This is a genomic window from Pseudomonas sp. S3_B11, from assembly GCF_054667715.1.
Genome location: NZ_CP162749.1, coordinates 788,170 through 809,552 on the forward strand (window position 1 = coordinate 788,170; position 21,383 = coordinate 809,552).

The following is a 21,383-nucleotide window of genomic DNA, read 5'->3' on the forward strand; positions in this document are numbered from 1 at the left end:
CGATAGCGGCCTATCAGGCGACGGAAGGCTCGCCTTCGCCCGCCAACCGCCGGTTCAACTGGAACCGCCACCGCACATACAACAACGCCGAGCAGAACACCGCCACGCTCGCCGCCATTTCCAGCACGCCGAACAACTGTCGGTTGGGGTCGTAGGCCGCCAGCGCACCCTTGATGAAATACAGGTTCACTACAAAGCACATCCACGAGTGTCCACGGGCGCTGCCGGTGAGCATGCCGGGGGCGAGTATCAGCAGCGGCACCAGTTCGATCAGCAGAATGACCCAGGGGCGCGCGCCGTGCAGGTCGGCGATCAGCAGGTAATAGGCGCTGAGCAACCCCACCAGGCCGAAAAAGCACAGCAGGCTGAGGATGCGGGCGATGCGTACGCGCGGTTCCAGCCATTGGATCGAAGGCAGGATCTTCGGCTTCTTAGCCACGGCCGTTCTCCAGCAACAGGGCGGTTTTCGCCAGGCGCAAACCCAAGGCGCGGCACAGGGCGACCTCATGTTCGTTCAAGCCGCTTTTGCCGTCGGCCCCGGCGTGATGGCTCGGGCCGTAGGGCGTGCCACCGCCCTGGGTGTCGATCAGGGCCGATTCGCTGTAGGGCAGGCCGGTGATCAGCATGCCGTGGTGCAGCAGCGGCAGCATCATCGACAGCAGGGTGGTTTCCTGGCCGCCGTGCAGGCTCGCGGTGGAGGTGAACACCCCGGCCGGTTTGCCCACCAGGGCGCCGGTCAGCCACAGGTTGCTGGTGCCGTCGAGAAAGTACTTGAGCGGCGCGGCCATGTTGCCGAAACGGGTCGGGCTGCCCAAGGCCAGGCCAGCGCAGTTCTTCAGGTCATCAAGGCTGGCGTAGAGCGGGCCTTGCTCAGGGATGTCCGGCGAAACCGCTTCGCACTCGGCGGAAATGGCCGGCACTGTACGCAACCTGGCTTCCAGCCCGGCCTGCTCGACACCACGGGCGATCTGCCGGGCCATTTCGTTGGTGGAGCCGCTGCGGCTGTAATACAACACCAGGATGTACGGCGTGGTCACGGCAGGATCTCCAGGATCTTCTCCGGCGGACGGCCGATCACGGCCTTTTCCCCGGCTTCCAGAATCGGCCGTTCCATGAGTTTCGGGTGGGCGGCGATGGCCGCGATCAACTGGGCCTGGCTCAGGCTTTCGTCGGCCAGGTTCAAGTCTTTGTATTCGTCCTCGCCGGTGCGCAGCAATTGCCGGGCGGTGATGCCGAGCTTGCCCAGCAGGCGTTCCAGGTGCGTGGCGTCGAGCGGGGTTTCCAGGTAACGGACCACGGTGGGCGTCAGGCCACGGGCCTCCAACAGTTCCAGCGCACCGCGGGATTTCGAGCAGCGCGGGTTGTGATAAAGCGTCAGATCGGTCATGAGTGGGTCGCATCTTGCGTAAGGTGGCGGCTATTCTACTGTGCCGCGAAGCCCCTAGCACCTGAGAGAGGCGACGGGTCGCAGCAGCGTTCACATTCAGACAAGGATTGGCACATGGCAAGGCGATTGACGGCGGCACTGACATTCATCGGCATTTTGTTGCTCGCCGGCTGCGGGAACGACTACGGCGTGGACCAGAACGGCCAGGCCATTGCCTCGCAGCGGTTGGACAAACAGTGGGTGGTGCTCAACTACTGGGCCGAATGGTGTGCGCCGTGCCGTACCGAAATCCCGGAATTCAATGCCTTGGCCGAACAGCTCAAGGGCCGCAATGTCGGTGTGTTCGGGGTCAACTTCGACCAGATGCAGGGCGAAGAGCTCAAGAGTGCCAGCGACAAGATGGGGATTCGCTTCACGGTGCTGGCCCGGGATCCGGCCGAGATCTTCGACCTTCCTCGCAGCGAAGGGCTACCGGTGACGTACATCATCGATAACAAGGGCAAGGTGCGCGAGCAGTTGCTGGGGGAGCAGACGGCGGCGGGGGTGATGGCCAAGCTTGAGGCGTTGCAAGCGCTCAAGTGATGATCATTCCCACGCTCCGCGTGGGAATGCAGCCCGGGACGCTCTGCGTCCCAAAAGCGGAACGCGGAGCGTCCCCAGAGGCGTTCCCACGCGGAGCATGGGAACGATCAAGTGGGGCCGGAGCTCAGCCCTCTTCCAGCCACCAACGCAGCGGCTTGCCCTGGGCCGGCCAGAAGCGCATTTGCTCGATGGGCGAGATGTCCCAGCGCTCGACCTTTTCCAGGGCCTGCAAGAAGCGCGTTTCTTGCTCCATCACCGCCGGGGCGCAGAGTTTGCGTGTGCTGCCGATCTTGCCGAAGCTCAAGCGGTGACCTTCCAGGGTGTAGGGCGCGAACCAGTGGTTGCAGCCGCCGTTGCCATAGGCGCGACCGTCATCCCCAAGGGTGATGGTCAGGTGGCTGTAGTCCATCAATGGCCGTTCACCGATCCACTCCAGGATGTAGCTGCGGTTATGTTGCAGCTGCACAGGTTCAGCGGCACAGCCCATCAGGCTCATGCCGATCAACGCGGACAGGGCCAAACGTTTCATCAGGCGGCTTCCTGGCATTTCGGGCACAGGTGTTTTTCACCCACGGTGGTCCAGCCCAGTTCGGCGATTCGCGCGGTGGCGGCCGGTTTTTCGGCCTTGACGCCGAGCTTGGCATCCACGGCGAATTCGAAGCTCAGTTCCTTGGCGCAGCTGTCGCAGTTGACCTGCCAGGTGTGGATCGCCAGTTCGCCGAACACCGGGCCGGTGGTCATGGCCGTCCATTGGCCCATGGGCTTGAGCAGGTGCCGCACGGTGTCCACGGTCAGGCGCATGGACAAGTCCTTGCTGCCCTTGAGCGTGACGAGCAACACATCATTGGCCTGGATCGAACCGCCATTGCCGGTGACCTGGTAGCGGCCCGGCGCCAGCGCGCGGACTTCGGTCAAGGTGTGCTGAGGGTTCATCAGGGTGTAGCGGAAATCGTGTTCGGCCATGGGTCCTCCAAATAGGCGCGACATGCTAGCACGGGGCATGGCTTTGGATGCTCCATAAGGGATCTGACCGACGAAACTCCACCCTGTGGGAGCGAGCTTGCTCGCGAAGGCGGCGGACCAGTCAGTATCGATGTTGACTGACACACCGCTATCGCGAGCAAGCTCGCTCCCACAGGGTTTGTGCCGGCTCAAGGTTTAGCTGTCTATCAGGTTTTGCGGCGTGCCGGCGGCCCAGGCGGCGATGTTGTCCAGGGTGGTCATGGCAATCGCCGCCAAGGCTTCATGGGTCAGGAACGCCTGGTGTGCGGTGACGATCACGTTGGGGAAGGTCAACAGCCGGGCCAGCACGTCGTCCTGCAAGGGCAGGTCGGAGCGGTCCTTGAAAAACAGCTGGGCTTCTTCCTCGTACACATCCAGGCCCAGGTAGCCCAACTGGCCGCTTTTCAACGCCTCGATCAAGGCCGGTGTGTCCACCAGGCCGCCGCGCCCGGTATTGATCAGCATGGCGCCGCGTTGCATCGCAGCAAGCGATCGGGCGTTGATCAGGTGTCGGCTTTGTTTATTGAGCGGGCAATGCAGGCTGATGATCTGCGCCTGCGCGAGCAGCTCGGCCAAGGGCAGGTAGCGGGCGCCCAAAGCTTCGACCTGCGGGTTGGGGTAGGGGTCATAGGCCAGCAACTGGCAGCCGAAGCCGGCCATGATCCGCGCGAACGTCGCGCCGATCTGCCCGGTGCCGATCACCCCGACGGTCTTGCCCACCAGATCGAACCCGGTCAGCCCATGCAGGCTGAAATTGCCGTCCCGGGTACGGTTGTAGGCGCGGTGCAGGCAGCGATTGAGGGCCATGATCAATGCCACGGCATGTTCGGCCACGGCATGGGGCGAGTAGGCCGGCACCCGGACGATGCTCAAGCCCAGGCGTTGGGCGGCGAGCAGGTCGACGTGGTTGTAGCCGGCCGAGCGCAGGGCTATCAGCCGCGTGCCTCCTTCGGCCAGCCGCTCCAGCACCGGGGCGCTGAGGTCATCGTTGATGAAGGCGCACACCACTTCATGCCGTTCGGCCAGGGCCACGGTGTCGAGGTTCAGACGGGCGGGCTGGAATTGCAATTGAAGACCTGCGGGCGTCGGGGCCTTGGTGAAACTGTCGCGGTCGTAGGTCTGGCTGCTGAAAAAAATCACGCGCATGGCGGCCTCCTGGCAGAAAAAAACAAGCCCGTAGGAGCTGTCGGAACGTGGATTTTCAGCGATTCCGGTTCCCTGGATCTTGCCCTGGATCAGGCGCTGATACGGGCCTCGCTGGCCAGGCGGTTGATGGCCCGCTCCAACTCTTCCAGGGCGGCGGTGGCCTTGGGATCCTGTTGCTTGAGCAGGGTTTCGCTGCGCTGGCAGGCCGCCCGCAATTGCGGTACGCCGCAGTAGCGGGTGGCGCCGTGCAGGCGGTGGACGCGTTCGATCAGTGCGTTGTGATCGTTGGCCTCGCTGGCCTGGCGGATCGCTTCGCGGTCGGCTTCCAGGGACGCCAGCAGCATCGCCAGCATGTCCGCCGCCAGGTCAGCCTTGCCGGCGGCCAGGCGCAGGCCTTCTTCGTGATCGAGCACCAGCAGTTCGCTGCCGCCCTGGGCATCGCCGCTGCGCTCCGGTGACTGGTTGCGCAGGGCCAGGCCAGTCCATTTGAGCACCACCTGGGCCAGTTGCCGCTCGCTGATGGGTTTGGTCAGGTAGTCGTCCATGCCGCTTTGCAGCAGGGCACGCTTTTCGTTGGCCATGGCGTGGGCGGTGAGGGCGACGATCGGCAGCGGCGTGCAGTGCCGCTCGCTTTCCCACAGGCGGATCGCCTCGGTGCTCTGGCGACCGTCCATGCCGGGCATCTGCACGTCCATCAAGACCAGGTCGAAGGTTTCCTTCTGCACGGCCTTGACCGCCGCATAGCCGCTTTCCACGGCCAGCACCTTGGCGCCCATGTCTTCGAGCAGGGTTTGCACCAGCAGCAGGTTGGCCGGGTTGTCGTCCACGCACAGCACTTTCGGGGCGCGGCTGGAAACCGGCTCGTGGGGTTCGCTGCGGGTCGGGCGCGGGTTGACCAGGTCGGAAAGCGCGCGGCGCAACTTGCGGGTGCAGGCCGGCTTGGCCTGGAGCTGGCTGTGAGGGTTGGGCACCGAGAGGTGGTACAGGGTCTGTTCGGTGGTGGGGCACAGCACGAGTACTTTGCAGCCCAGGTGCTCAAGATCCCAGATGTGTTGGTTGAGGCGCTCCGGCGGCATGTCGTTGCTGGTGATGCCCAGCACGGCCAGGTCGATCGCCTGATCGGTCTGGTGGGCGACGGTGATGCCGTTGGTCAGGCTTTCCAGGGTGTTGAACGGCGTCACTTGCAGGCCGCAGTCTTCGAGCTGGTGCTGCAAGGCCTGGCGGGCCAGTTCGTGATTCTCCAGCACCGCCACGCGCCGGCCCAGCAACGGCGGGCCGGGCAGGTCCTCGGCATCGTCGCGGGTCTTGGGCAGACGCAGGCTGATCCAGAACTCCGAACCTTCGCCCGGTGTGCTGTCGACGCCGATCTCGCCACCCATCTGTTCCACCAGGCGCTTGGAAATCACCAGGCCCAACCCGGTGCCCCCTGGTTGCCGCGACAGTGAGTTGTCAGCCTGGCTGAATGCCTGGAACAGCGCTCGCACATCCTGGTTGGACAGGCCGATGCCGGTGTCCTGGATGCTGATGCGCAATTGCACGCTGTCTTCGTGCTCGTCTTCGAGCATGGCCCGGGCGACGATGGTGCCTTCGCGGGTGAACTTGATGGCGTTGCTCACCAGGTTGGTGAGGATCTGCTTGAGGCGCAGCGGATCGCCCACCAGCGACAGCGGCGTGTCCCGGTAGACCAGGCTCACCAGTTCCAACTGCTTGGCATGGGCGGCGGGGGCGAGGATGGTCAGGGTGTCTTGCAGCAGGTCGCGCAGGTTGAACGGAATGCTGTCGAGCACCAACTTGCCGGCCTCGATCTTCGAAAAGTCGAGGATCTCGTTGATGATCCCCAGCAGGCTGTCGGCGGATTTCTCGATGGTGCCCAGGTAGTCGAGCTGGCGCGGGGTCAGTTCGCTTTTCTGCAACAGGTGGGTAAAACCGAGGATGCCGTTGAGCGGTGTGCGTATTTCATGGCTCATGTTCGCCAGGAACTCGGATTTGATCCGGCTCGCTTCCAGGGCTTCCTTGCGGGCCAGGTCCAGCTCGATGTTCTGGATCTCGATGGTTTCCAGGTTCTGGCGCACGTCTTCGGTGGCCTGGTCGATGCTGTGCTGCAATTCTTCCTGGGCGTTCTGCAAGGTACTGGCCATGCGGTTGATGCCCGAGGCCAGTTCGTCCAGCTCCTGGCTGCCCAGCGGCGGCAGGCGGGTTTCCAGGTGACCGTCCTTGAGTTGCGCCACGGCCTGCTTGATCTGGCTCAGTGGACGGTTGATCGTGCGGCCCATGCGCAGGGCCAGCAACCCGGTCAGGCACAGGCCGGCGGCGATCAGCAGCAGGCTGGCGAACAGGCTGCGATAGCCACGCAGCAACATGCCGCTGTGGGACAACTCCAACTCGACCCAGCCCAGCAGGCGGTCGGCTTCTTCGGGGATCAGTTCGCCCGCCAGGTTGCGGTGCTTGCCGAATACCGGCAGCAGGTAGCGCGTGGCGTCGTTGCCAGTGCGTTGCAGTAGCTGCGTGCTGTTGCCTTCCGGCGCCCGGTTGAGCATGGTCGGGCCGGCGTGGGCCAGTGGTATGCGGTCGGGGGCGAGGAAGGTTACGGCGCGCACGTCCGCCTGTTCGAGGGACTGGGTGGCGATGCGCTCCAGCAGATCGGTGTCCTGGCGGCTCATGGCTGGGGCGACCAGCGGCGCAAGTTGTTCGGCGATCATCTCGCCACGTTGCAACAACTGGGCGTGCAGGTCCGATTGCTGCATCCAGGTGAAATAGCCGCCCAGGACCAGCGCCATCAGGCTGGTCGGCAACAGGGTCAGCAACAGCACGCGGCCTTTGATTCCCAGTTTCTTGAGCACACTTGTCTCCTGCATCCAGCGTCTGATTGAGCGGTGCGCGCATCCGGCACGCATTACCTGCGCAGTGTAGCGATTTGCGGGCGGGCGATCTTCGTAAAATTCACAAGGCGATGGGCGCGCGGTCCATGGGATAGCCATCGAGGGAAAGCTAAGCGCGTGCTCGGCTTTCGCCTCGCTTATTCCCATAAGCCATAACCCCCTTACTTTGCGTGATATGGCCTGGCCAGGTTTGCCGGTATGATAGGCGCCCCCGCAGTCCGGATTGCGAATACGCCATGACTCTGCAGTACCCAACCATCGCCGATTGCGTCGGCAACACTCCGCTGGTCCGTTTGCAACGCTTGCCCGGCGTGACCACCAATACGCTTTTGCTCAAGCTCGAAGGGAATAACCCGGCGGGTTCGGTCAAGGACCGGCCGGCGCTGTCAATGATCACCCGTGGCGAATTGCGCGGGCAGATCCAGCCCGGCGACACGCTGATCGAGGCGACCTCCGGCAACACCGGTATTGCCCTGGCGATGGCAGCGGCGATCAAGGGCTACAAGATGATCCTGATCATGCCCGACAACTCCAGCGCCGAGCGCAAGGCGGCGATGACGGCCTACGGTGCCGAGTTGATCCTGGTGACTCAGGAGGAGGGCATGGAGGGTGCCCGGGACCTGGCCGAGCGCATGCAGGCCGAGGGTCGTGGCAAGGTGCTGGACCAGTTCGCCAACGGCGACAATCCCGAGGCCCACTACACCACCACCGGCCCTGAGATCTGGCGCCAGACCGACGGCACCATCACCCATTTCGTCAGCTCGATGGGCACCACCGGCACCATCATGGGCACCTCGCGCTACCTCAAAGAACAGAACCCGAACGTGCAGATCATCGGCCTGCAACCGATGGAAGGTTCGGCCATTCCAGGCATTCGTCGCTGGCCCGAGGAGTATCTGCCAAAGATCTACCAGGCCGAGCGCGTGGACCGCATCATCGACATGGCCCAGAGCGAAGCCGAGGACGTGACCCGTCGCCTGGCTCGCGAAGAAGGCATCTTCTGCGGCGTATCTTCGGGCGGTGCCGTGGCGGGGATGCTGCGTCTGTCCAAGGAAGTTGAAAATGCGGTGATCGTCGCGATCATCTGCGACCGTGGCGACCGTTACCTGTCGACCGGCATTTTCGACGCGCCCAACTGATGGCCAAGCAAGAAAGAGGCTTGCGCTTCCAACCCAGCGGCGGAAGCCGGGCCCCGCAAGTGCCCACCGGTAAAAAGCAGCGCTTGACCATCGAACGCCTGGCCAACGATGGCCGGGGCATTGCCTTTGTTGACGGGCGCACCTGGTTTGTCATCGGTGCCCTGGCCGGCGAAGAAGTCGAGGCGCGGGTGCTCGGTGCCCATGGCAAAGTGGTCGAGGCACGTACCGAGCGTGTGTTCCTGCCCAGTGAACTGCGTCGTGCGGCGCCGTGCATCCATGCCGGTCGCTGTGGCGGTTGCAGCGTCCAACATTTGCCCCATGACGAACAACTCGCCCTGAAACAGCGCATGCTCGCCGAGCAATTGTCGCGGGTGGCCGGGGTTGAGCCGCAAGAGTGGGCAGCGCCGTTGAGCGGGCCGGAGTTCGGTTATCGACGTCGCGCCCGGGTGGCGGTGCGCTGGGACCAGAAAGCGAAAAAACTCGAAGTCGGTTTCCGTGCCGTCGGCAGCCAGGACATCGTTGCCATCGGTGATTGCCCGGTGCTGGTACAGCCCTTGCAGCCGATCATGAGCCGTCTGCCGGAAATGCTGCGTCGCTTGAGCAAACCCCAGGCGCTGGGGCATGTGGAGTTGTTCGCCGGTTCGTCCCTCGCGGTATTGCTGCGCCACATGGCGCCGCTGTCGGAGGCCGACCTGACGATCCTCAAGGACTTCTGTGCGTTCCATGAAGCCCAGTTGTGGCTGCACGGTGAAGGTGAGCCGCGACCGGTGGAGCCTGGGCAGGCCCTGGGGTTCCGCCTGGATGCCTGGGACCTCGAGCTGGCCTACCGGCCGGGGGATTTCATCCAGGTGAACGCCGGGGTCAACGAGGCGATGATCGCCCAGGCCCTGCAATGGCTGGCACCGCAAGCCGAGGAGCGGGTGCTGGATCTGTTCTGCGGCCTGGGCAACTTTGCCTTGCCGCTGGCCAAAAGCGTGCGCCAGGTGGTGGCCGTCGAAGGCGTGCAGACCATGGTGGAGCGTGCGGCGGCCAATGCCGTCAGCAACAATTTGAATAACACTGCCTTTTTTCAGGCCGATTTATCCCAGCCTCTGGCTGATGCCGAATGGATCGGCGAGGGCTTTTCTGCGGTACTCTTGGACCCACCCCGTGACGGTGCTTTCGAGGTGGTGCGCAAGCTGTCGTCCCTGGGTGCCAAACGGTTGGTTTATGTTTCGTGCAACCCGGCAACTTTGGCCCGGGATACGGTCGAACTGATCAAGCAGGGCTACCGGTTAAAACGTGCCGGGATTCTCGATATGTTTCCTCAAACGGCGCATGTCGAGGCCATGGCGTTATTTGAAGCGAGCCAGGATGGCTTGTCCGACTGACCCGTTCGTGCCAACCCGCCACAGCCCTGGGCGCAAACACGGGCATGAAGGTCAGCGAAGTTGACGCATTGAATCTGCGTCGTAGGGAAGGTAAGTAAAGATGGTACAGGTGAGAGCACACCAGCCGATCAACACCGACGGCAGTATCAATCTCGAGGCTTGGCTCGATCATGCGGTCAGCGTCGACATGGCTCTGGATCGCGAAGCCTTGAAGGCCGCCTGCGAGTTCGCTCGCGAGGCGGAGCAGCAACACAACGCGGCGAAGAACCTGTGGTCCGAAGGCACCTCGAGTTTCCAGACGGGCCTGGAGATCGCCGAAATTCTCGCGGACCTCAAGCTCGACCAGGATTCGCTGGTGGCGGCGGTGCTGTACCGCGGCGTGCGCGAAGGGCAGATCCAGCTACCGGTGGTCAGCCAGCGCTTCGGCACGGTGGTGGCCAAGCTGATCGACGGCGTGCTGCGCATGGCGGCCATCAGTGCCAGCCTCAGCCCGCGCCAGTCCATGGTGCTGGGCACCCAGGGCCAGGTGGAAAACCTGCGCAAGATGTTGGTGGCGATGGTCGACGACGTGCGTGTCGCGCTGATCAAGCTGGCCGAACGCACCTGTGCGATCCGCGCCGTGAAGTCAGCCGATGACGAAAAACGCAATCGCGTCGCCCGGGAGGTGTTCGACATCTATGCACCCCTGGCCCACCGTCTCGGCATCGGTCACATCAAGTGGGAGCTGGAGGATCTGTCCTTCCGCTACCTGGAGCCCGATCAGTACAAGCAGATCGCCAAGCTGCTGCATGAGCGGCGCCTGGATCGCGAGCGCTTCATCACCGATGTGATGACCCAGTTGCGAGAAGAACTGCAGGCCACCGGCGTGGTAGCAGACATCAGTGGCCGGGCCAAGCACATCTACTCGATCTGGCGAAAAATGCAGCGCAAAGGCCTGGAATTCAGCCAGATCTACGACGTTCGCGCCGTTCGCGTCCTAGTCCCGGAAATGCGCGACTGCTACACCGCGCTGGGGATCGTCCATACCTTGTGGCGGCACATTCCGAAGGAGTTCGACGACTACATCGCCAATCCCAAGGAAAACGGCTATCGCTCGCTGCACACTGCAGTGATCGGCCCCGAGGGTAAGGTGCTGGAAGTGCAGATCCGCACCCATGCCATGCACGAGGAGGCCGAGCTGGGCGTCTGCGCCCACTGGAAATACAAGGGCACCGACGTCAAGTCCGGATCCAATCACTATGAAGAGAAAATCTCCTGGCTGCGTCAGGTGCTCGAGTGGCATGAGGAGCTGGGTGACATTGGTGGCCTGGCCGAACAGCTGCGGGTCGATATCGAGCCGGACCGGGTCTATATCTTCACCCCCGACGGCCACGCCATCGACCTGCCCAAGGGCGCGACGCCGCTGGACTTCGCCTACCGGGTCCACACCGAGATCGGCCACAACTGCCGTGGCGCCAAGATCAACGGGCGGATCGTACCGCTCAACTACAGCCTGCAGACCGGTGAGCAGGTCGAGATCATCACCAGCAAGCACGGTACGCCGAGCCGCGACTGGCTGAACCCGAACCTGGGCTACATCACCACCTCGCGGGCGCGGGCGAAAATCGTCCACTGGTTCAAGTTGCAGGCTCGCGACCAGAACGTCGCCGCCGGCAAGACCCTGCTCGAGCGTGAACTCGGTCGCCTGGGCCTGCCTCAGGTGGATTTCGACAAGCTGGCCGAAAAAGCCAACATGAAAACCGCCGAGGACATGTTCGCCGCCCTCGGTGCCGGCGATCTGCGCCTGGCGCAGTTGGTCAACCTGGCCCAGCAACTGGTGGAGCCGGAGAGGGGCAACGAGCAACTGGAGCTGATTCCGCGCAAGGCTACCGGCTACAAGCCGGGCAAGCGCGGCGATATCCAGATCCAGGGCGTGGGCAACCTGATGACCCAGATGGCGGGCTGCTGCCAGCCACTGCCGGGGGATGCGATCGTCGGCTACATCACCCAGGGCCGTGGCGTGAGCATTCACCGCCAGGACTGTGCCTCGGTGCTGCAACTGGCCGGTCGCGAGCCGGAGCGGATCATCCAGGTCAGTTGGGGCCCGGTGCCGGTGCTCACCTATCCGGTGGACATCGTCATCCGCGCCTACGACCGATCAGGTCTGTTGCGTGACGTGTCTCAGGTGTTGCTGAACGAGCGGATCAACGTGTTGGCGGTCAACACCCGTTCGAACAAGGAAGACAACACCGCGCTGATGTCCCTGACCATCGAGATTCCGGGGCTGGATGCGCTGGGGCGGTTGCTGGGGCGGATTTCCCAGTTGCCGAACATCATCGAGACCCGGCGCAACCGGACGCCAGGGTGATCCCGTGATTGATGTGGGAGCGAGCTTGCTCGCGATGAGGGCCTTGCAGTCAAGGATGTAGTGACTCAAAAGCCGCAATCGCGAGCAAGCTCGCTCCCACAGGGTTTTGTGTGATGAGACGGATTTAATGTACAGCCTTGAAGACCTGCTCCACCTGATGAACCGCCTGCGGGACCCGCAGTACGGCTGCCCGTGGGACATCCAGCAAACCTACGCGAGCATCGTCCCTCATACCCTGGAAGAAGCCTACGAGGTGGCCGATGCCATCGAGCGCGGCGATTTCGATCACTTGCAGGGCGAGTTGGGCGACCTGTTGTTCCAGGTGGTGTATTACAGCCAACTGGCCCGGGAAGAAAACCGCTTCGAATTTGCCGGTGTGATCGACAGCATCACCCGCAAGCTGATCCGCCGCCATCCCCATGTGTTTCCTACCGGTGACCTATATGCGCCCGTGGATATCCCGCGCCTGAGCGAAGAACAGGTCAAGCGGCGCTGGGAGGAAATCAAGGCAGAGGAACGGGCCGAGAAAGCCTCGGCACCCGAGCAGTTGTCATTGCTCGACGATGTGCCGGGAGCGCTGCCGGCGTTGTCCCGTTCGGCGAAGCTGCAAAAGCGTGCCGCTCAGGTCGGTTTCGACTGGCCGGGCCCGTTGCCGGTGCTCGACAAGGTGCGGGAGGAACTGGACGAAGTGCTCGAAGCCATGGCCGACAACGATCAGGTGGCCATCAGCGATGAGATCGGCGATCTGCTGTTCAGTGTGGTGAACCTGGCTCGTCACTTGAAAGTGGACCCGGAAACCGCGCTGCGCGACGCCAACGGAAAGTTCGAGCGGCGGTTCCGATTTATCGAACAGGCATTGCGCGACACCCACCGTCCCATGGAAGATTGCACCCTCGAAGAGTTGGACGCCTTGTGGGGCGAAGCCAAACGTCAGGAAAAGAATTTGCCCAGCTGTGGCTGAGGCCGTTGCCTAAGTGAGTAAGCACCATGAGCCTTTCCCTTCGCGACCAGTTGCTCAAAGCAGGGCTGGTCAACCAAAAGCAGGCCAAGCAGGTCGGCAAAGAGAAACAGAAGCAGCAACGCCTGGCCCATAAAGGCCAGATCGAACTGGATGACTCCCAGCAGCGCGCCGCCCAGGAGGCCATGGCCGAGAAGGTCAAGCGCGACCAGGAACTCAACCGTCAGCAGCAGGAAAAGGTCGAGCAGAAGGCTCGGGCCGCGCAGATCAAGCAATTGATCGAAGTCTCGCGCCTGCCGAAGCTGACTACTGAGGACTATTACAACTTCGTCGACGACAAGAAGGTCAAGCGCATCTCGGTCAACACTCTGATGCGCAACAAGCTGAGCAGTGGCTCGCTGGCGATTGTCCACCATGCCGGCGGTTACGAAGTGATCCCGCGCGAGGCGGCCCTGAAGATCCAGGAGCGCGACCCCCAGCGCATCGTCCAGCTCAACACCCAGACCGAAGAAGTGGATGCCGATGATCCGTACGCGGCGTATCAGATTCCTGATGATTTGATGTGGTAAGCCGAGCGCAATGCCATTGAGTTGAAACACAAAACCTGTGGGAGCGAGCTTGCTCGCGATGGCGGTATATCAGTGGCAGTAACATTGACTGACACGACGTCATCGCGAGCAAGCTCGCTCCCATAAAGTGTTTCTGTCGTTCAGGATTCTGCCATTTCCCGCGAGTGCAGCCATTCCTCACGCTCCAGCTCGGCCTTGTAGCTGTGAGCGTCCGTTTCGGAGTGGAACATTCCCACCAGCAGATCCTGTTGATGCACATCCCAGATCCGGATACCGGCGGCAATCCCTTCGTGGGACATGTGGGCGTCGTCGCGTTCAGTTACTTTCACAGTCATCTTGCAAGCTCCAATCTCTGTTATCTGCAGCAAGGCGTGTGCAGGACTTTGTTATAGATTTTGGTAGCGTGCTAAGTAAATGCTTCGGCGCGTTAAAAAGTTTTCATGGAAAGCGCATCAGTCCTGCAGGCCAGGCAGTGCGCGGCATTCGGTCGCAGGTGGTTTTTCATGAAGAAATTTTCATGTTGCAGCGGCAAACCTGAGTGAAAGCGCAACCCCTGTGGGTGGTCATGAAATCCGGGCAATAAAAAAGCCCCGCATCGGCGGGGCTTCTTGTTGTCGGCGTCGATCAGCTGCCTTTCACAGCCTTGCCGTTGACCGTGCCGTCCAGGAGCATGATGTTGTACTCCTTGCCGTCGGTCTCGACCTGTTGCAGGCGTACAAGCAGGTAATCCCAGTCCTTGGCGAACCAGAGCACGGTGATGCGCTTGCTTTGTGTCGGGTCGCGCACACGCTCGACCTTGATCGCCTCGATCTGGCCGGCCTTGGTGTCGACCTTTTCCGAACCCAGCACGCGGAAGTCATAGGTATCGACCTCGCCATCATCGACGACCTGATAGCTCATGCTTTTCTTGCCGGCCGCCACGTCGTGCTGCAGGGCCAGTTGATAGGTGGATTTATCGACCATGCCACGGTTGAGCGGCAGCTTGACCGCGTCGCCGCGATCGGTGCCGGTGACCATCTTGGTGTTCCAGTCGAAGTCCAGGTCGGCCTTCTTGGCCTTGCCCAAGCCACCACGTTCGAAGTGGTAGGACTGTGGCAGCAGCGTGTCCTTGTCCAGGGTCAGGGTGCTTTCTTCGGTCAGGCTGGCGATCATCATCGAAGCCTTGAAGCTCAGCTTCCAGGTGCCGTTGGCTTCCTTGGTCAGGCTGCGCTCGGCGGTGCCGCTCATGGGCAACTGTTTCCAGTCGGCGGTGTAGCTGGCGGAGAACGGTTGTAGTTCCGAAGCCTGTGCCAGGGGCAGGGCAAGCAGAGCGCAAGCGAAGAGCAGGGCGCGACGCATAAAATCTCCTAGTATCGAATCAAATGGCCGCTGGCGGCGAGCAACTGGCCGTCCAGTGAGGCTCCGCGATCGTCGAGGGTCAGCCTTCCTTCGGCAAACCAACGCACGGCCATCGGGTAGATCTGGTGCTCGCGGGCGTGAACCCGTTGCGCCAGGCTTTGCGGCGTGTCGTGCAACTCTACCGGTATTACTGCCTGTACGACCAGTGGTCCGCCATCGAGTTCCTCGGTGACAAAGTGCACAGAGCAGCCGTGCTCCGTGTCTCCGGCCTCCAGCGCGCGCTGGTGAGTGTGTAACCCTTTGTATTTGGGCAGCAGCGAGGGGTGGATATTGAACAGGCGGCCCTGGTAGTGACGCACGAAGCCAGCGCTGAGGATGCGCATGAAGCCAGCGAGGACCACCAGTTGCGGATTGAAGGTGTCGATCTGTTCGATCAGCGCGGCGTCGAAGGCTTCGCGGCCCTCGAACGCCTTGTGATCCAGGACGCGGGTGTCGATACCCGCGTCCTTGGCGCGTTGCAGGCCGTAGGCATCGGCGCGGTTGGAAATCACCGCGCGGATACGGACCGGGCTGTCGCCGGTCCGCGTGCTGTCGATCAAGGCCTGCAAGTTACTGCCGGTGCCGGACAGCAGCACCACCACGTCACAGGTTGCGGACATCAGTGCGCCTTAAGGTTTTTCAGCTCGACCTGTGCAGCGCCTTCGGCCGCGGTAGCGATCTGGCCGATGACCCAAGGCTGCTCGCCGGCTTCACGCAATACATTCAGGGCGGTCTCGACGTGTTCCTGGGCCACGCAGATGACCATGCCCACGCCGCAGTTCAGCACGCGGTGCATTTCGGTCTCATCGACATTGCCTTTCTCTTGCAGCCAGTCGAACACCGCCGGGCGGGTCCAGCTCGCCACGTCGACCACGGCCTGGGCACCTTTTGGCAGCACGCGCGGGATGTTGTCCAGCAGGCCACCACCGGTGATGTGGGCCATGGCCTTGACGGCGCCGGTGTCCTTGATCAGCTTGAGCAGCGGCTTGACATAGATGCGGGTCGGGGCCATCAGCAGGTCGGCCAGTGGCTTGCCGTCGAGCTGGGTGTTTTCGATGTCGGCACCCGAGACTTCGATGATCTTGCGGATCAGCGAGTAGCCATTGGAGTGCGGGCCGGAGGACGGCAGGGCGAGCAGGGCATCGCCAGCGGCGACTTTCGAGCCGTCGATGATCTCGGCCTTTTCCACGACGCCGACGCAGAAGCCGGCCAGGTCGTAGTCTTCGCCTTCGTACATGCCGGGCATTTCAGCGGTTTCGCCGCCGACCAGGGAGCAGCCGGACAGCTCACAGCCCGCGCCGATGCCGGTCACGACCTGGGCGGCGGTGTCAACGTTGAGCTTGCCGGTGGCGTAGTAGTCGAGGAAGAACAGCGGCTCGGCACCGCAGACCACCAGGTCGTTCACGCACATGGCCACCAGGTCGATGCCGATGCTGTCATGCTTGTTCAGGTTCAGGGCCAGGCGCAGCTTGGTGCCGACGCCGTCGGTGCCCGAGACCAGGACCGGTTGCTTGTAGCCGGCCGGGATCTCGCAGAGGGCGCCGAAACCGCCCAGGCCGCCCATGACCTCCGGACGCGCAGTGCGCTTGGCGACGCTCTTGATGCGTTCGACCAATGCTTCACCGGCGTCGATGTCTACACCGGCGTCCTTGTAGCTCAGGGAGGGTTGCTTGCTCATGATCCAGGCCTTTAGGGGGGATTTCTGGGTAACGACCGACGCCGGGGCCATTGAATAACCGTTGTACGAATTATTCCGGGAGCCCAGCCATTGCCGGTCTGCGAAGGCGCGCGATTTTATCAGGCTTGAGGGGCAGCGGCCATCCTCGCGCCGACGGGCAGGGACATATCCACGGAAAAAAACCGATATTTCTTATATTGGTACTGCGTAGCGCGTCTGTATAAGGTGTAGCGGTAACCGGTTATGGTGATGACCGTGCGAAACTTCCATCGGGTGTGTGAATGTTTTGCCGGGTGCTGTGGTCACAGCCATGCTCAATCTTCTTCACACGGCCTGTTCCAGCCGTTATGTCCGGGAATCTTCCATGCGTTTGTTCAAATTCTTGTCCGTGGGCTGCTTGTCGCTGATCAGCCTGGCGAGCCATGCCGAAACCGTCAATGGCCTCTATCAGGTGCTCGAACCGGTCGTCAGCCAGACACCGGAGGAGCGCAATCAGGCGACGCTGCGCGCCCTGGATACGCTGGTCCTGCGCCTGACCGGCGACGCCAAGGCTGCCCAGAATCCCGGGTTGGCGGCGCTGCGCAAGGACCCGCAACAGATCATTCTTCAATATGGCTACGACGCCGGCCCGCCGGAAAGCCTCAAGGTGGACTTCGACCCGGCGAGCACCGACCGGGCATTGCGTTCGGCAGGCTTGTCGCTGTGGAGCGCGAACCGGCCATCGATCCTGGGCTGGTGGCTGAACGACTCGGTCGAGGGCTCCAGCCTGGTGGGCGATGGCCAGGCCAGCGCCACGCCATTGCGGCGTGCCGCCCAGCATCGGGGGCTGGCATTGCACTTGCCGCTGGCGGATTTGAGCGAGCAGATCGTTGCCACCGCACCGAACCTGGAAGGCAGCGACCCGGCGCCTCTGCGCGCTGCCTCTGAGCGCTACGCGACAGACGCCTTGCTGGCGGTCCACGCCAAGGAAGAGGGCGGGCAGTGGCATGGGGCCTGGCGCCTGTGGCTGGGCGATCAGCGTGAGCAGGGCACAGCCCAGGGTGCCGATCCGGCCGCACTGGCTGACGCGGTGATGTTGGCGGTGAACCAGCGCCTGGCGCCGCGCTTCGTCGCCAAGCCGGGCGTGGCCACTGAACAGTTGCTGGAAGTGCAGGGCATGAACCTTGAGCGGTACGCGGCGCTTGGGCGTTTGCTCGAGCCATTTGGTGGGCAGTTGCAGCAGGTTGAGGGTGATCGGATCGTCTATCGGGTCAACGGCAGCGCCGAGCAGTTGAAGGCGCAACTGGCCCTGGCGAAACTGCAGGAAATTCCGCCCGGCGAGGCCGTCGCGCCAGTGCCTGTGGCACCGCCCGCCGCCGATGGCTCGGCCCCGGTTGCGGCACCTGTGCCGGCGCCGGCAGCCAATCTGCGGTTCCGCTGGTAGGTTCTCTTTCTTTATATAGCTAGGAGTGGTTCATGGGCGATACGCGGCGTTGGTTCTGGTTGGGCGGGGTTGCCCTGCTGATTGCGCTTATCTATTTGCTGCATCCGATCCTGACGCCGTTCCTGGTTGCGCTGCTGTTGGCCTATCTGTTCGACCCGGTGGTGGATCGCCTGGAAAAACTCGGCCTGTCGCGGACCTGGGGCGTGGTGGCGGTATTTGCGCTGTTCACCTTGATTGTGGGCGCACTGTTGCTGGTGCTGATCCCGATGCTCGCCAAGCAATTGCTGCGCCTGTACGAATTGGCGCCGCAGATGCTCGATTGGTTGCAGCACAGCGCGGTGCCGTGGGTGCAGTCGAAGCTGGGGTTGGCGGACGGTTTCTGGAAGTTCGACAAGGTCAAGGCGGCCATCAGCGAGCATATGGGGCAGACCACCGACATCGTTGGCGTGGTGTTGAGCCAGGCCACGGCCTCGGGCCTGGCGTTGATCGGCTGGCTGGCGAACCTGGTGCTGATTCCAGTCGTAGCCTTCTATCTGCTGCGGGACTGGGACCTGATGATGGCGAAGATTCGCAGCCTGCTGCCGCGTCACCGTGAAGAACGCATCATGACCCTGACCGGCGAATGCCACGAAGTGCTGGGAGCGTTCGTGCGCGGGCAACTGCTGGTGATGGTGGCCCTGGGCTTCATCTATGCTGCAGGGCTGATGCTGGTGGGGCTGGAGCTGGGGCTGTTGATCGGCCTGATCGCCGGCCTGGCCGCCATCGTGCCGTACATGGGCTTTGTGATTGGTATTGGCGCGGCATTGATCGCCGGATTGTTCCAGTTCGGCGGCGATCTGTACCCGATGGTGGGAATCGTTGCGGTGTTCATGGTCGGTCAGGCCCTGGAGGGCATGGTGCTGACGCCGCTGCTGGTGGGCGATCGTATTGGCCTGCATCCGGTGGCGGTGATCTTCGCGATCCTGGCGGGGGGCGAGTTGTTCGGCTTCACCGGGATCCTGCTGGCGCTGCCGGTGGCGGCGGTGATCATGGTGCTGGTGCGTCATATGCACGATTTGTACAAGGATTCGGACATCTATAGCGGCGCCGAAGACCCTGATCTTTAGGGCGAATGTCGGGCGCAGCGTCAGGGAAACTGTCGCTCCGCTGTCTTGCCGCTGCAAACCTTTGATTTTGCTCGTGGTCCGGCGCATTGTGCGGTCCGCGCCACGGGTATAAACTTTGCGCACTTTACACAGAGGCCACTAACGGTTCCTTGGGAACTGTTCAGTCAGCATGAAACCGATTCAGCTGCCCCTAGGTGTGCGTCTGCGTGATGACGCCACCTTTATCAATTACTACCCAGGCGCCAATGCCGCTGCACTCGGCTATGTCGAGCGGCTTTGCGAAGCCGACGCCGGCTGGACCGAAAGCCTGATCTATCTGTGGGGCAAGGACGGGGTAGGGCGCACGCATCTGTTGCAGGCCGCGTGCCTGCGGTTCGAGCAATTGGGCGAACCTGCGGTGTACCTGCCGTTGGCCGAGTTGCTCGATCGCGGCGTCGAGATCCTCGACAACCTCGAGCAGTACGAACTGGTCTGCCTGGACGATCTCCAGGCCGTGGCCGGCAAGGCTGACTGGGAAGAAGCGCTGTTTCACCTGTTCAATCGGTTGCGTGATAGCGGTCGGCGCTTGCTGATCGCCGCCTCGACGTCGCCACGGGAGCTGCCGGTGAAGCTGGCGGACCTCAAGTCCCGTCTCACCCTGGCGCTGATTTTCCAGATGCGCCCGCTTTCCGACGAAGACAAGCTTCGTGCCTTGCAGCTGCGCGCGTCCCGGCGTGGCCTGCACCTGACCGACGAAGTCGGGCATTTCATCCTCACCCGCGGTACCCGCAGCATGAGCGCGTTGTTCGAACTGCTCGAACGCCTCGATCAGGCCTCACTCCAGGCCCAGCGCAAGCTGACTATTCCTTTTTTGAAAGAAACCCTGGGCTGGTAGAACCGTTGCAGGTAGTGGCTCTTGGCCTGCTCTGGACACGGCGAAACCCGCGGTCCTGCTGGGCTGCAGGCCACGTGACGTTCAAAATGGGCTTAAGCGCTTAGATGTAAACGTAAAACCGAGAAGTCACATTTGCATCGATTGAATTTGCAAATGAGGTTGATAGAAGGCATAGTCTCGCCATCTTTACTACTTCAGCCACGGTCGTGCCCATGCTAAATCGCTTCGCACCCCTCGTGCCTCTCGCACTCGTTACCCTGTTGTTTGGTTGCGCTGCCCACTCCCCAGTGTCCCAGCAAGAGCAACAACCACAGGTCAAGAACTCCGTTACCGCCCAGTCTTCCTCCGTTGCGTTCCAGGAAGAAATGGCCTCCGACAAAGAGCTCGCAGCCTTCGCCGGCAGCAAGCCTTACCAGCTTCCAGTACTGGCCGACAGCATCCTGGAACGCGGTATGTCGTTGATCGGTACCCGCTACCGTTTTGGCGGTACCTCTGAAGCCGGCTTCGATTGCAGCGGTTTCATCGGTTATCTGTTCCGCGAAGAGGCCGGCATGAACCTGCCGCGTTCCACTCGCGAAATGATCAACGTGAATGCCCCTCTGGTGGCTCGCAACCAACTGGAACCCGGTGACCTGCTGTTCTTCAGCACCAACGGTCGTCGCGGTCGTGTCAGCCACGCCGGTATCTACCTGGGCGACAACCAGTTCATCCATTCCAGCAGCCGCCGCAGCGGTGGTGTGCGGATCGACAGCCTGGGCGACAGCTACTGGAGCAAGACCTTCATCGAAGCCAAGCGCGCCCTCGCCATGGCACCGACGGTGGTCACTGCTCGCAAGTAAGCACACAGTTTGTAAGGCAAACTTAAAGTCTTACTTGAAGTTTGCCGTATAGCCGCTAGAATCCTAGATCATTGATTGATGGCAATCCGCCTGCGTACTCCGCAGGCGGATTTGTTTTCATGCCCACGGCAGAAAAGCCGCATCCAGATCAGGATTGTTCTGCATATGTCGACGTCGGCCCGCCTCGCCCTCATGTTTTTTGCCGCGCTGCTCAGCGCGTGCGCCAGCCGCACTCCGCCGCCGCCTGCTCCAGTGCGAGCTCCGGTGGTCTTTGCTCCCGCGCAACCCTTTTCCCCGGCCGCCGAAGATGTGCTCTTCCGGGCGCTTGGCCTGGTGGGCACACCTTATCGCTGGGGCGGTAACACACCGGATTCGGGTTTCGATTGCAGTGGCCTGATTGGCTATGTCTACCGCGATGCCGCCGGCATTTCCCTGCCACGTTCCACCCGCGAGATGATTGGCATGCGTGCCCCGGATGTCGGCAAGGAAGCCTTGCAGAGCGGCGATTTGATCTTCTTCGCCACCAATGGTGGCTCCCAGGTCAGCCATGCCGGGATCTATGTCGGTGAGGGCCGTTTCGTCCATGCGCCGGCCACGGGAGGCACGGTCAAGCTCGATAGCCTGTCCAAGGCCTATTGGCAGAGGGCTTACCTGGGCGCCAAGCGTGTGCTGCAGCCGGAGCATCTGGCGCGTAACCCCTGAGTTGT

Annotated in this window: 22 protein-coding genes; 11 read left to right on the forward strand and 11 right to left on the reverse strand. The window is 62.4% G+C overall.

What is annotated here, in order from left to right:
• Positions 1-13: 13 nt before the first annotated feature.
• Genes AB4O22_RS03640 through arsC form a run of 3 tightly spaced genes read right to left on the reverse strand, consistent with a single transcriptional unit; the run spans position 14 to position 1,387 of the window.
• The gene (locus tag AB4O22_RS03640; RefSeq protein ID WP_223471860.1) at positions 14-439 is read right to left on the reverse strand and encodes a DUF2069 domain-containing protein; all 426 of its coding nucleotides are present in this window, start codon (positions 437-439) and stop codon (positions 14-16) included.
• Positions 432-1,037 (reverse strand): NAD(P)H:quinone oxidoreductase, encoded by a 606-nt coding sequence (gene wrbA / locus AB4O22_RS03645; protein ID WP_003204695.1) that lies wholly within the window; start codon positions 1,035-1,037, stop codon positions 432-434. The genes AB4O22_RS03640 and wrbA overlap by 8 nt, the downstream gene beginning before the upstream one ends.
• Complete coding sequence (gene arsC, locus AB4O22_RS03650; protein ID WP_027911883.1) at positions 1,034-1,387, reverse strand: arsenate reductase (glutaredoxin); 354 nt, start codon at positions 1,385-1,387, stop codon at positions 1,034-1,036. Before arsC ends, wrbA begins: the two co-directional genes overlap by 4 nt.
• A gap of 114 nt (positions 1,388-1,501) precedes the next feature.
• On the opposite strand from arsC, the gene AB4O22_RS03655 reads away from it, so the two are divergent.
• Entirely contained in the window at positions 1,502-1,969 is a 468-nt protein-coding gene (locus AB4O22_RS03655) for a TlpA disulfide reductase family protein (protein WP_460095873.1), read from the forward strand.
• Positions 1,970-2,093: 124 nt separating this feature from the next.
• Here AB4O22_RS03655 and AB4O22_RS03660 read toward each other — a convergent pair whose 3' ends face one another.
• The 4 genes from AB4O22_RS03660 to AB4O22_RS03675 all read right to left on the reverse strand — a co-directional run bounded on the left by AB4O22_RS03660 (position 2,094) and on the right by AB4O22_RS03675 (position 6,957).
• Positions 2,094-2,498 carry an META domain-containing protein gene (locus AB4O22_RS03660; RefSeq protein WP_027911884.1) on the reverse strand — a complete coding sequence of 135 codons (405 nt, stop codon included), beginning with the start codon at positions 2,496-2,498 and terminating at the stop codon, positions 2,094-2,096.
• Positions 2,498-2,932 (reverse strand): hypothetical protein, encoded by a 435-nt coding sequence (locus AB4O22_RS03665; protein ID WP_003204688.1) that lies wholly within the window; start codon positions 2,930-2,932, stop codon positions 2,498-2,500. The genes AB4O22_RS03660 and AB4O22_RS03665 overlap by 1 nt, the downstream gene beginning before the upstream one ends.
• 195 nt (positions 2,933-3,127) lie before the next feature.
• Positions 3,128-4,117: a 2-hydroxyacid dehydrogenase gene (locus tag AB4O22_RS03670; protein ID WP_460095874.1), complete on the reverse strand. Its 990-nt coding sequence runs from the start codon at positions 4,115-4,117 to the stop codon at positions 3,128-3,130.
• A gap of 89 nt (positions 4,118-4,206) precedes the next feature.
• Complete coding sequence (locus AB4O22_RS03675; RefSeq protein ID WP_027911886.1) at positions 4,207-6,957, reverse strand: response regulator; 2,751 nt, start codon at positions 6,955-6,957, stop codon at positions 4,207-4,209.
• 275 nt (positions 6,958-7,232) lie between these two features.
• On the opposite strand from AB4O22_RS03675, the gene cysM reads away from it, so the two are divergent.
• The 5 genes from cysM to AB4O22_RS03700 all read left to right on the forward strand — a co-directional run bounded on the left by cysM (position 7,233) and on the right by AB4O22_RS03700 (position 13,379).
• Entirely contained in the window at positions 7,233-8,135 is a 903-nt protein-coding gene (gene cysM / locus AB4O22_RS03680; RefSeq protein ID WP_003204682.1) for a cysteine synthase CysM, read from the forward strand.
• On the forward strand, positions 8,135-9,505 hold the full coding sequence (rlmD, locus tag AB4O22_RS03685; protein WP_223471859.1) for a 23S rRNA (uracil(1939)-C(5))-methyltransferase RlmD: 1,371 nt from the start codon (positions 8,135-8,137) through the stop codon (positions 9,503-9,505). Before cysM ends, rlmD begins: the two co-directional genes overlap by 1 nt.
• A 100-nt stretch (positions 9,506-9,605) precedes the next feature.
• Entirely contained in the window at positions 9,606-11,852 is a 2,247-nt protein-coding gene (gene relA / locus AB4O22_RS03690) for a GTP diphosphokinase (RefSeq protein ID WP_003204671.1), read from the forward strand.
• 127 nt (positions 11,853-11,979) lie between these two features.
• Positions 11,980-12,813 (forward strand): nucleoside triphosphate pyrophosphohydrolase, encoded by an 834-nt coding sequence (gene mazG / locus AB4O22_RS03695; RefSeq protein WP_460095875.1) that lies wholly within the window; start codon positions 11,980-11,982, stop codon positions 12,811-12,813.
• 26 nt (positions 12,814-12,839) lie between these two features.
• The gene (locus AB4O22_RS03700; protein ID WP_003204668.1) at positions 12,840-13,379 is read left to right on the forward strand and encodes a DUF2058 domain-containing protein; all 540 of its coding nucleotides are present in this window, start codon (positions 12,840-12,842) and stop codon (positions 13,377-13,379) included.
• Between the two features lie 140 nt (positions 13,380-13,519).
• On the opposite strand, the gene AB4O22_RS03705 is transcribed toward AB4O22_RS03700, so the two are convergent.
• The 4 genes from AB4O22_RS03705 to purM form a co-directional block, all read right to left on the reverse strand.
• Positions 13,520-13,714: a hypothetical protein gene (locus tag AB4O22_RS03705; protein ID WP_223471856.1), complete on the reverse strand. Its 195-nt coding sequence runs from the start codon at positions 13,712-13,714 to the stop codon at positions 13,520-13,522.
• A gap of 289 nt (positions 13,715-14,003) precedes the next feature.
• Entirely contained in the window at positions 14,004-14,717 is a 714-nt protein-coding gene (locus AB4O22_RS03710) for a DUF3108 domain-containing protein (protein WP_223471855.1), read from the reverse strand.
• Positions 14,718-14,725: 8 nt separating this feature from the next.
• Positions 14,726-15,376, reverse strand: coding sequence for a phosphoribosylglycinamide formyltransferase (gene purN, locus AB4O22_RS03715; RefSeq protein ID WP_003204660.1), 651 nt, complete (start codon positions 15,374-15,376; stop codon positions 14,726-14,728).
• Positions 15,376-16,434, reverse strand: a complete 1,059-nt coding sequence (gene purM / locus AB4O22_RS03720) for a phosphoribosylformylglycinamidine cyclo-ligase (protein WP_003204658.1) — start codon at positions 16,432-16,434, stop codon at positions 15,376-15,378. The genes purN and purM overlap by 1 nt, the downstream gene beginning before the upstream one ends.
• A 364-nt stretch (positions 16,435-16,798) precedes the next feature.
• Here purM and AB4O22_RS03725 point away from each other — a divergent pair, with 364 nt between their 5' ends.
• From AB4O22_RS03725 to AB4O22_RS03745, 5 genes are all read left to right on the forward strand, one after another.
• Positions 16,799-17,857, forward strand: coding sequence for a DUF2066 domain-containing protein (locus AB4O22_RS03725; RefSeq protein WP_003204656.1), 1,059 nt, complete (start codon positions 16,799-16,801; stop codon positions 17,855-17,857).
• 32 nt (positions 17,858-17,889) lie between these two features.
• Positions 17,890-18,963 carry an AI-2E family transporter gene (locus tag AB4O22_RS03730; protein ID WP_003204655.1) on the forward strand — a complete coding sequence of 358 codons (1,074 nt, stop codon included), beginning with the start codon at positions 17,890-17,892 and terminating at the stop codon, positions 18,961-18,963.
• A 169-nt stretch (positions 18,964-19,132) separates the two neighbouring features.
• The gene (gene hda / locus AB4O22_RS03735) at positions 19,133-19,837 is read left to right on the forward strand and encodes a DnaA regulatory inactivator Hda (RefSeq protein ID WP_003178999.1); all 705 of its coding nucleotides are present in this window, start codon (positions 19,133-19,135) and stop codon (positions 19,835-19,837) included.
• A gap of 212 nt (positions 19,838-20,049) precedes the next feature.
• A complete protein-coding gene (locus tag AB4O22_RS03740; protein ID WP_003204649.1) occupies positions 20,050-20,676 on the forward strand; it encodes a C40 family peptidase in 627 nt (208 codons plus the stop codon).
• 165 nt (positions 20,677-20,841) lie between these two features.
• A complete protein-coding gene (locus tag AB4O22_RS03745) occupies positions 20,842-21,378 on the forward strand; it encodes a C40 family peptidase (protein ID WP_003204647.1) in 537 nt (178 codons plus the stop codon).
• Positions 21,379-21,383: the final 5 nt, after the last annotated feature.

Excerpts from the sequence above, each read along its gene's own strand:
- mazG (WP_460095875.1), top strand. The coding sequence starts at position 11,980 with ATGTACAGCCTTGAAGACCTGCTCCACCTGATGAACCGCCTGCGGGAC.
- AB4O22_RS03745 (WP_003204647.1), top strand. The coding sequence starts at position 20,842 with ATGTCGACGTCGGCCCGCCTCGCCCTCATGTTTTTTGCCGCGCTGCTC.
- hda (WP_003178999.1), top strand. The coding sequence starts at position 19,133 with ATGAAACCGATTCAGCTGCCCCTAGGTGTGCGTCTGCGTGATGACGCC.
- AB4O22_RS03700 (WP_003204668.1), top strand. The coding sequence starts at position 12,840 with ATGAGCCTTTCCCTTCGCGACCAGTTGCTCAAAGCAGGGCTGGTCAAC.
- AB4O22_RS03665 (WP_003204688.1), bottom strand. The coding sequence starts at position 2,932 with ATGGCCGAACACGATTTCCGCTACACCCTGATGAACCCTCAGCACACC.
- cysM (WP_003204682.1), top strand. The coding sequence starts at position 7,233 with ATGACTCTGCAGTACCCAACCATCGCCGATTGCGTCGGCAACACTCCG.
- AB4O22_RS03670 (WP_460095874.1), bottom strand. The coding sequence starts at position 4,117 with ATGCGCGTGATTTTTTTCAGCAGCCAGACCTACGACCGCGACAGTTTC.
- relA (WP_003204671.1), top strand. The coding sequence starts at position 9,606 with ATGGTACAGGTGAGAGCACACCAGCCGATCAACACCGACGGCAGTATC.
- purM (WP_003204658.1), bottom strand. The coding sequence starts at position 16,434 with ATGAGCAAGCAACCCTCCCTGAGCTACAAGGACGCCGGTGTAGACATC.
- AB4O22_RS03730 (WP_003204655.1), top strand. The coding sequence starts at position 17,890 with ATGGGCGATACGCGGCGTTGGTTCTGGTTGGGCGGGGTTGCCCTGCTG.
- AB4O22_RS03705 (WP_223471856.1), bottom strand. The coding sequence starts at position 13,714 with ATGACTGTGAAAGTAACTGAACGCGACGACGCCCACATGTCCCACGAA.
- AB4O22_RS03660 (WP_027911884.1), bottom strand. The coding sequence starts at position 2,498 with ATGAAACGTTTGGCCCTGTCCGCGTTGATCGGCATGAGCCTGATGGGC.
- AB4O22_RS03740 (WP_003204649.1), top strand. The coding sequence starts at position 20,050 with ATGCTAAATCGCTTCGCACCCCTCGTGCCTCTCGCACTCGTTACCCTG.
- AB4O22_RS03710 (WP_223471855.1), bottom strand. The coding sequence starts at position 14,717 with ATGCGTCGCGCCCTGCTCTTCGCTTGCGCTCTGCTTGCCCTGCCCCTG.
- AB4O22_RS03725 (WP_003204656.1), top strand. The coding sequence starts at position 16,799 with ATGCGTTTGTTCAAATTCTTGTCCGTGGGCTGCTTGTCGCTGATCAGC.
- arsC (WP_027911883.1), bottom strand. The coding sequence starts at position 1,387 with ATGACCGATCTGACGCTTTATCACAACCCGCGCTGCTCGAAATCCCGC.
- AB4O22_RS03655 (WP_460095873.1), top strand. The coding sequence starts at position 1,502 with ATGGCAAGGCGATTGACGGCGGCACTGACATTCATCGGCATTTTGTTG.
- rlmD (WP_223471859.1), top strand. The coding sequence starts at position 8,135 with ATGGCCAAGCAAGAAAGAGGCTTGCGCTTCCAACCCAGCGGCGGAAGC.
- purN (WP_003204660.1), bottom strand. The coding sequence starts at position 15,376 with ATGTCCGCAACCTGTGACGTGGTGGTGCTGCTGTCCGGCACCGGCAGT.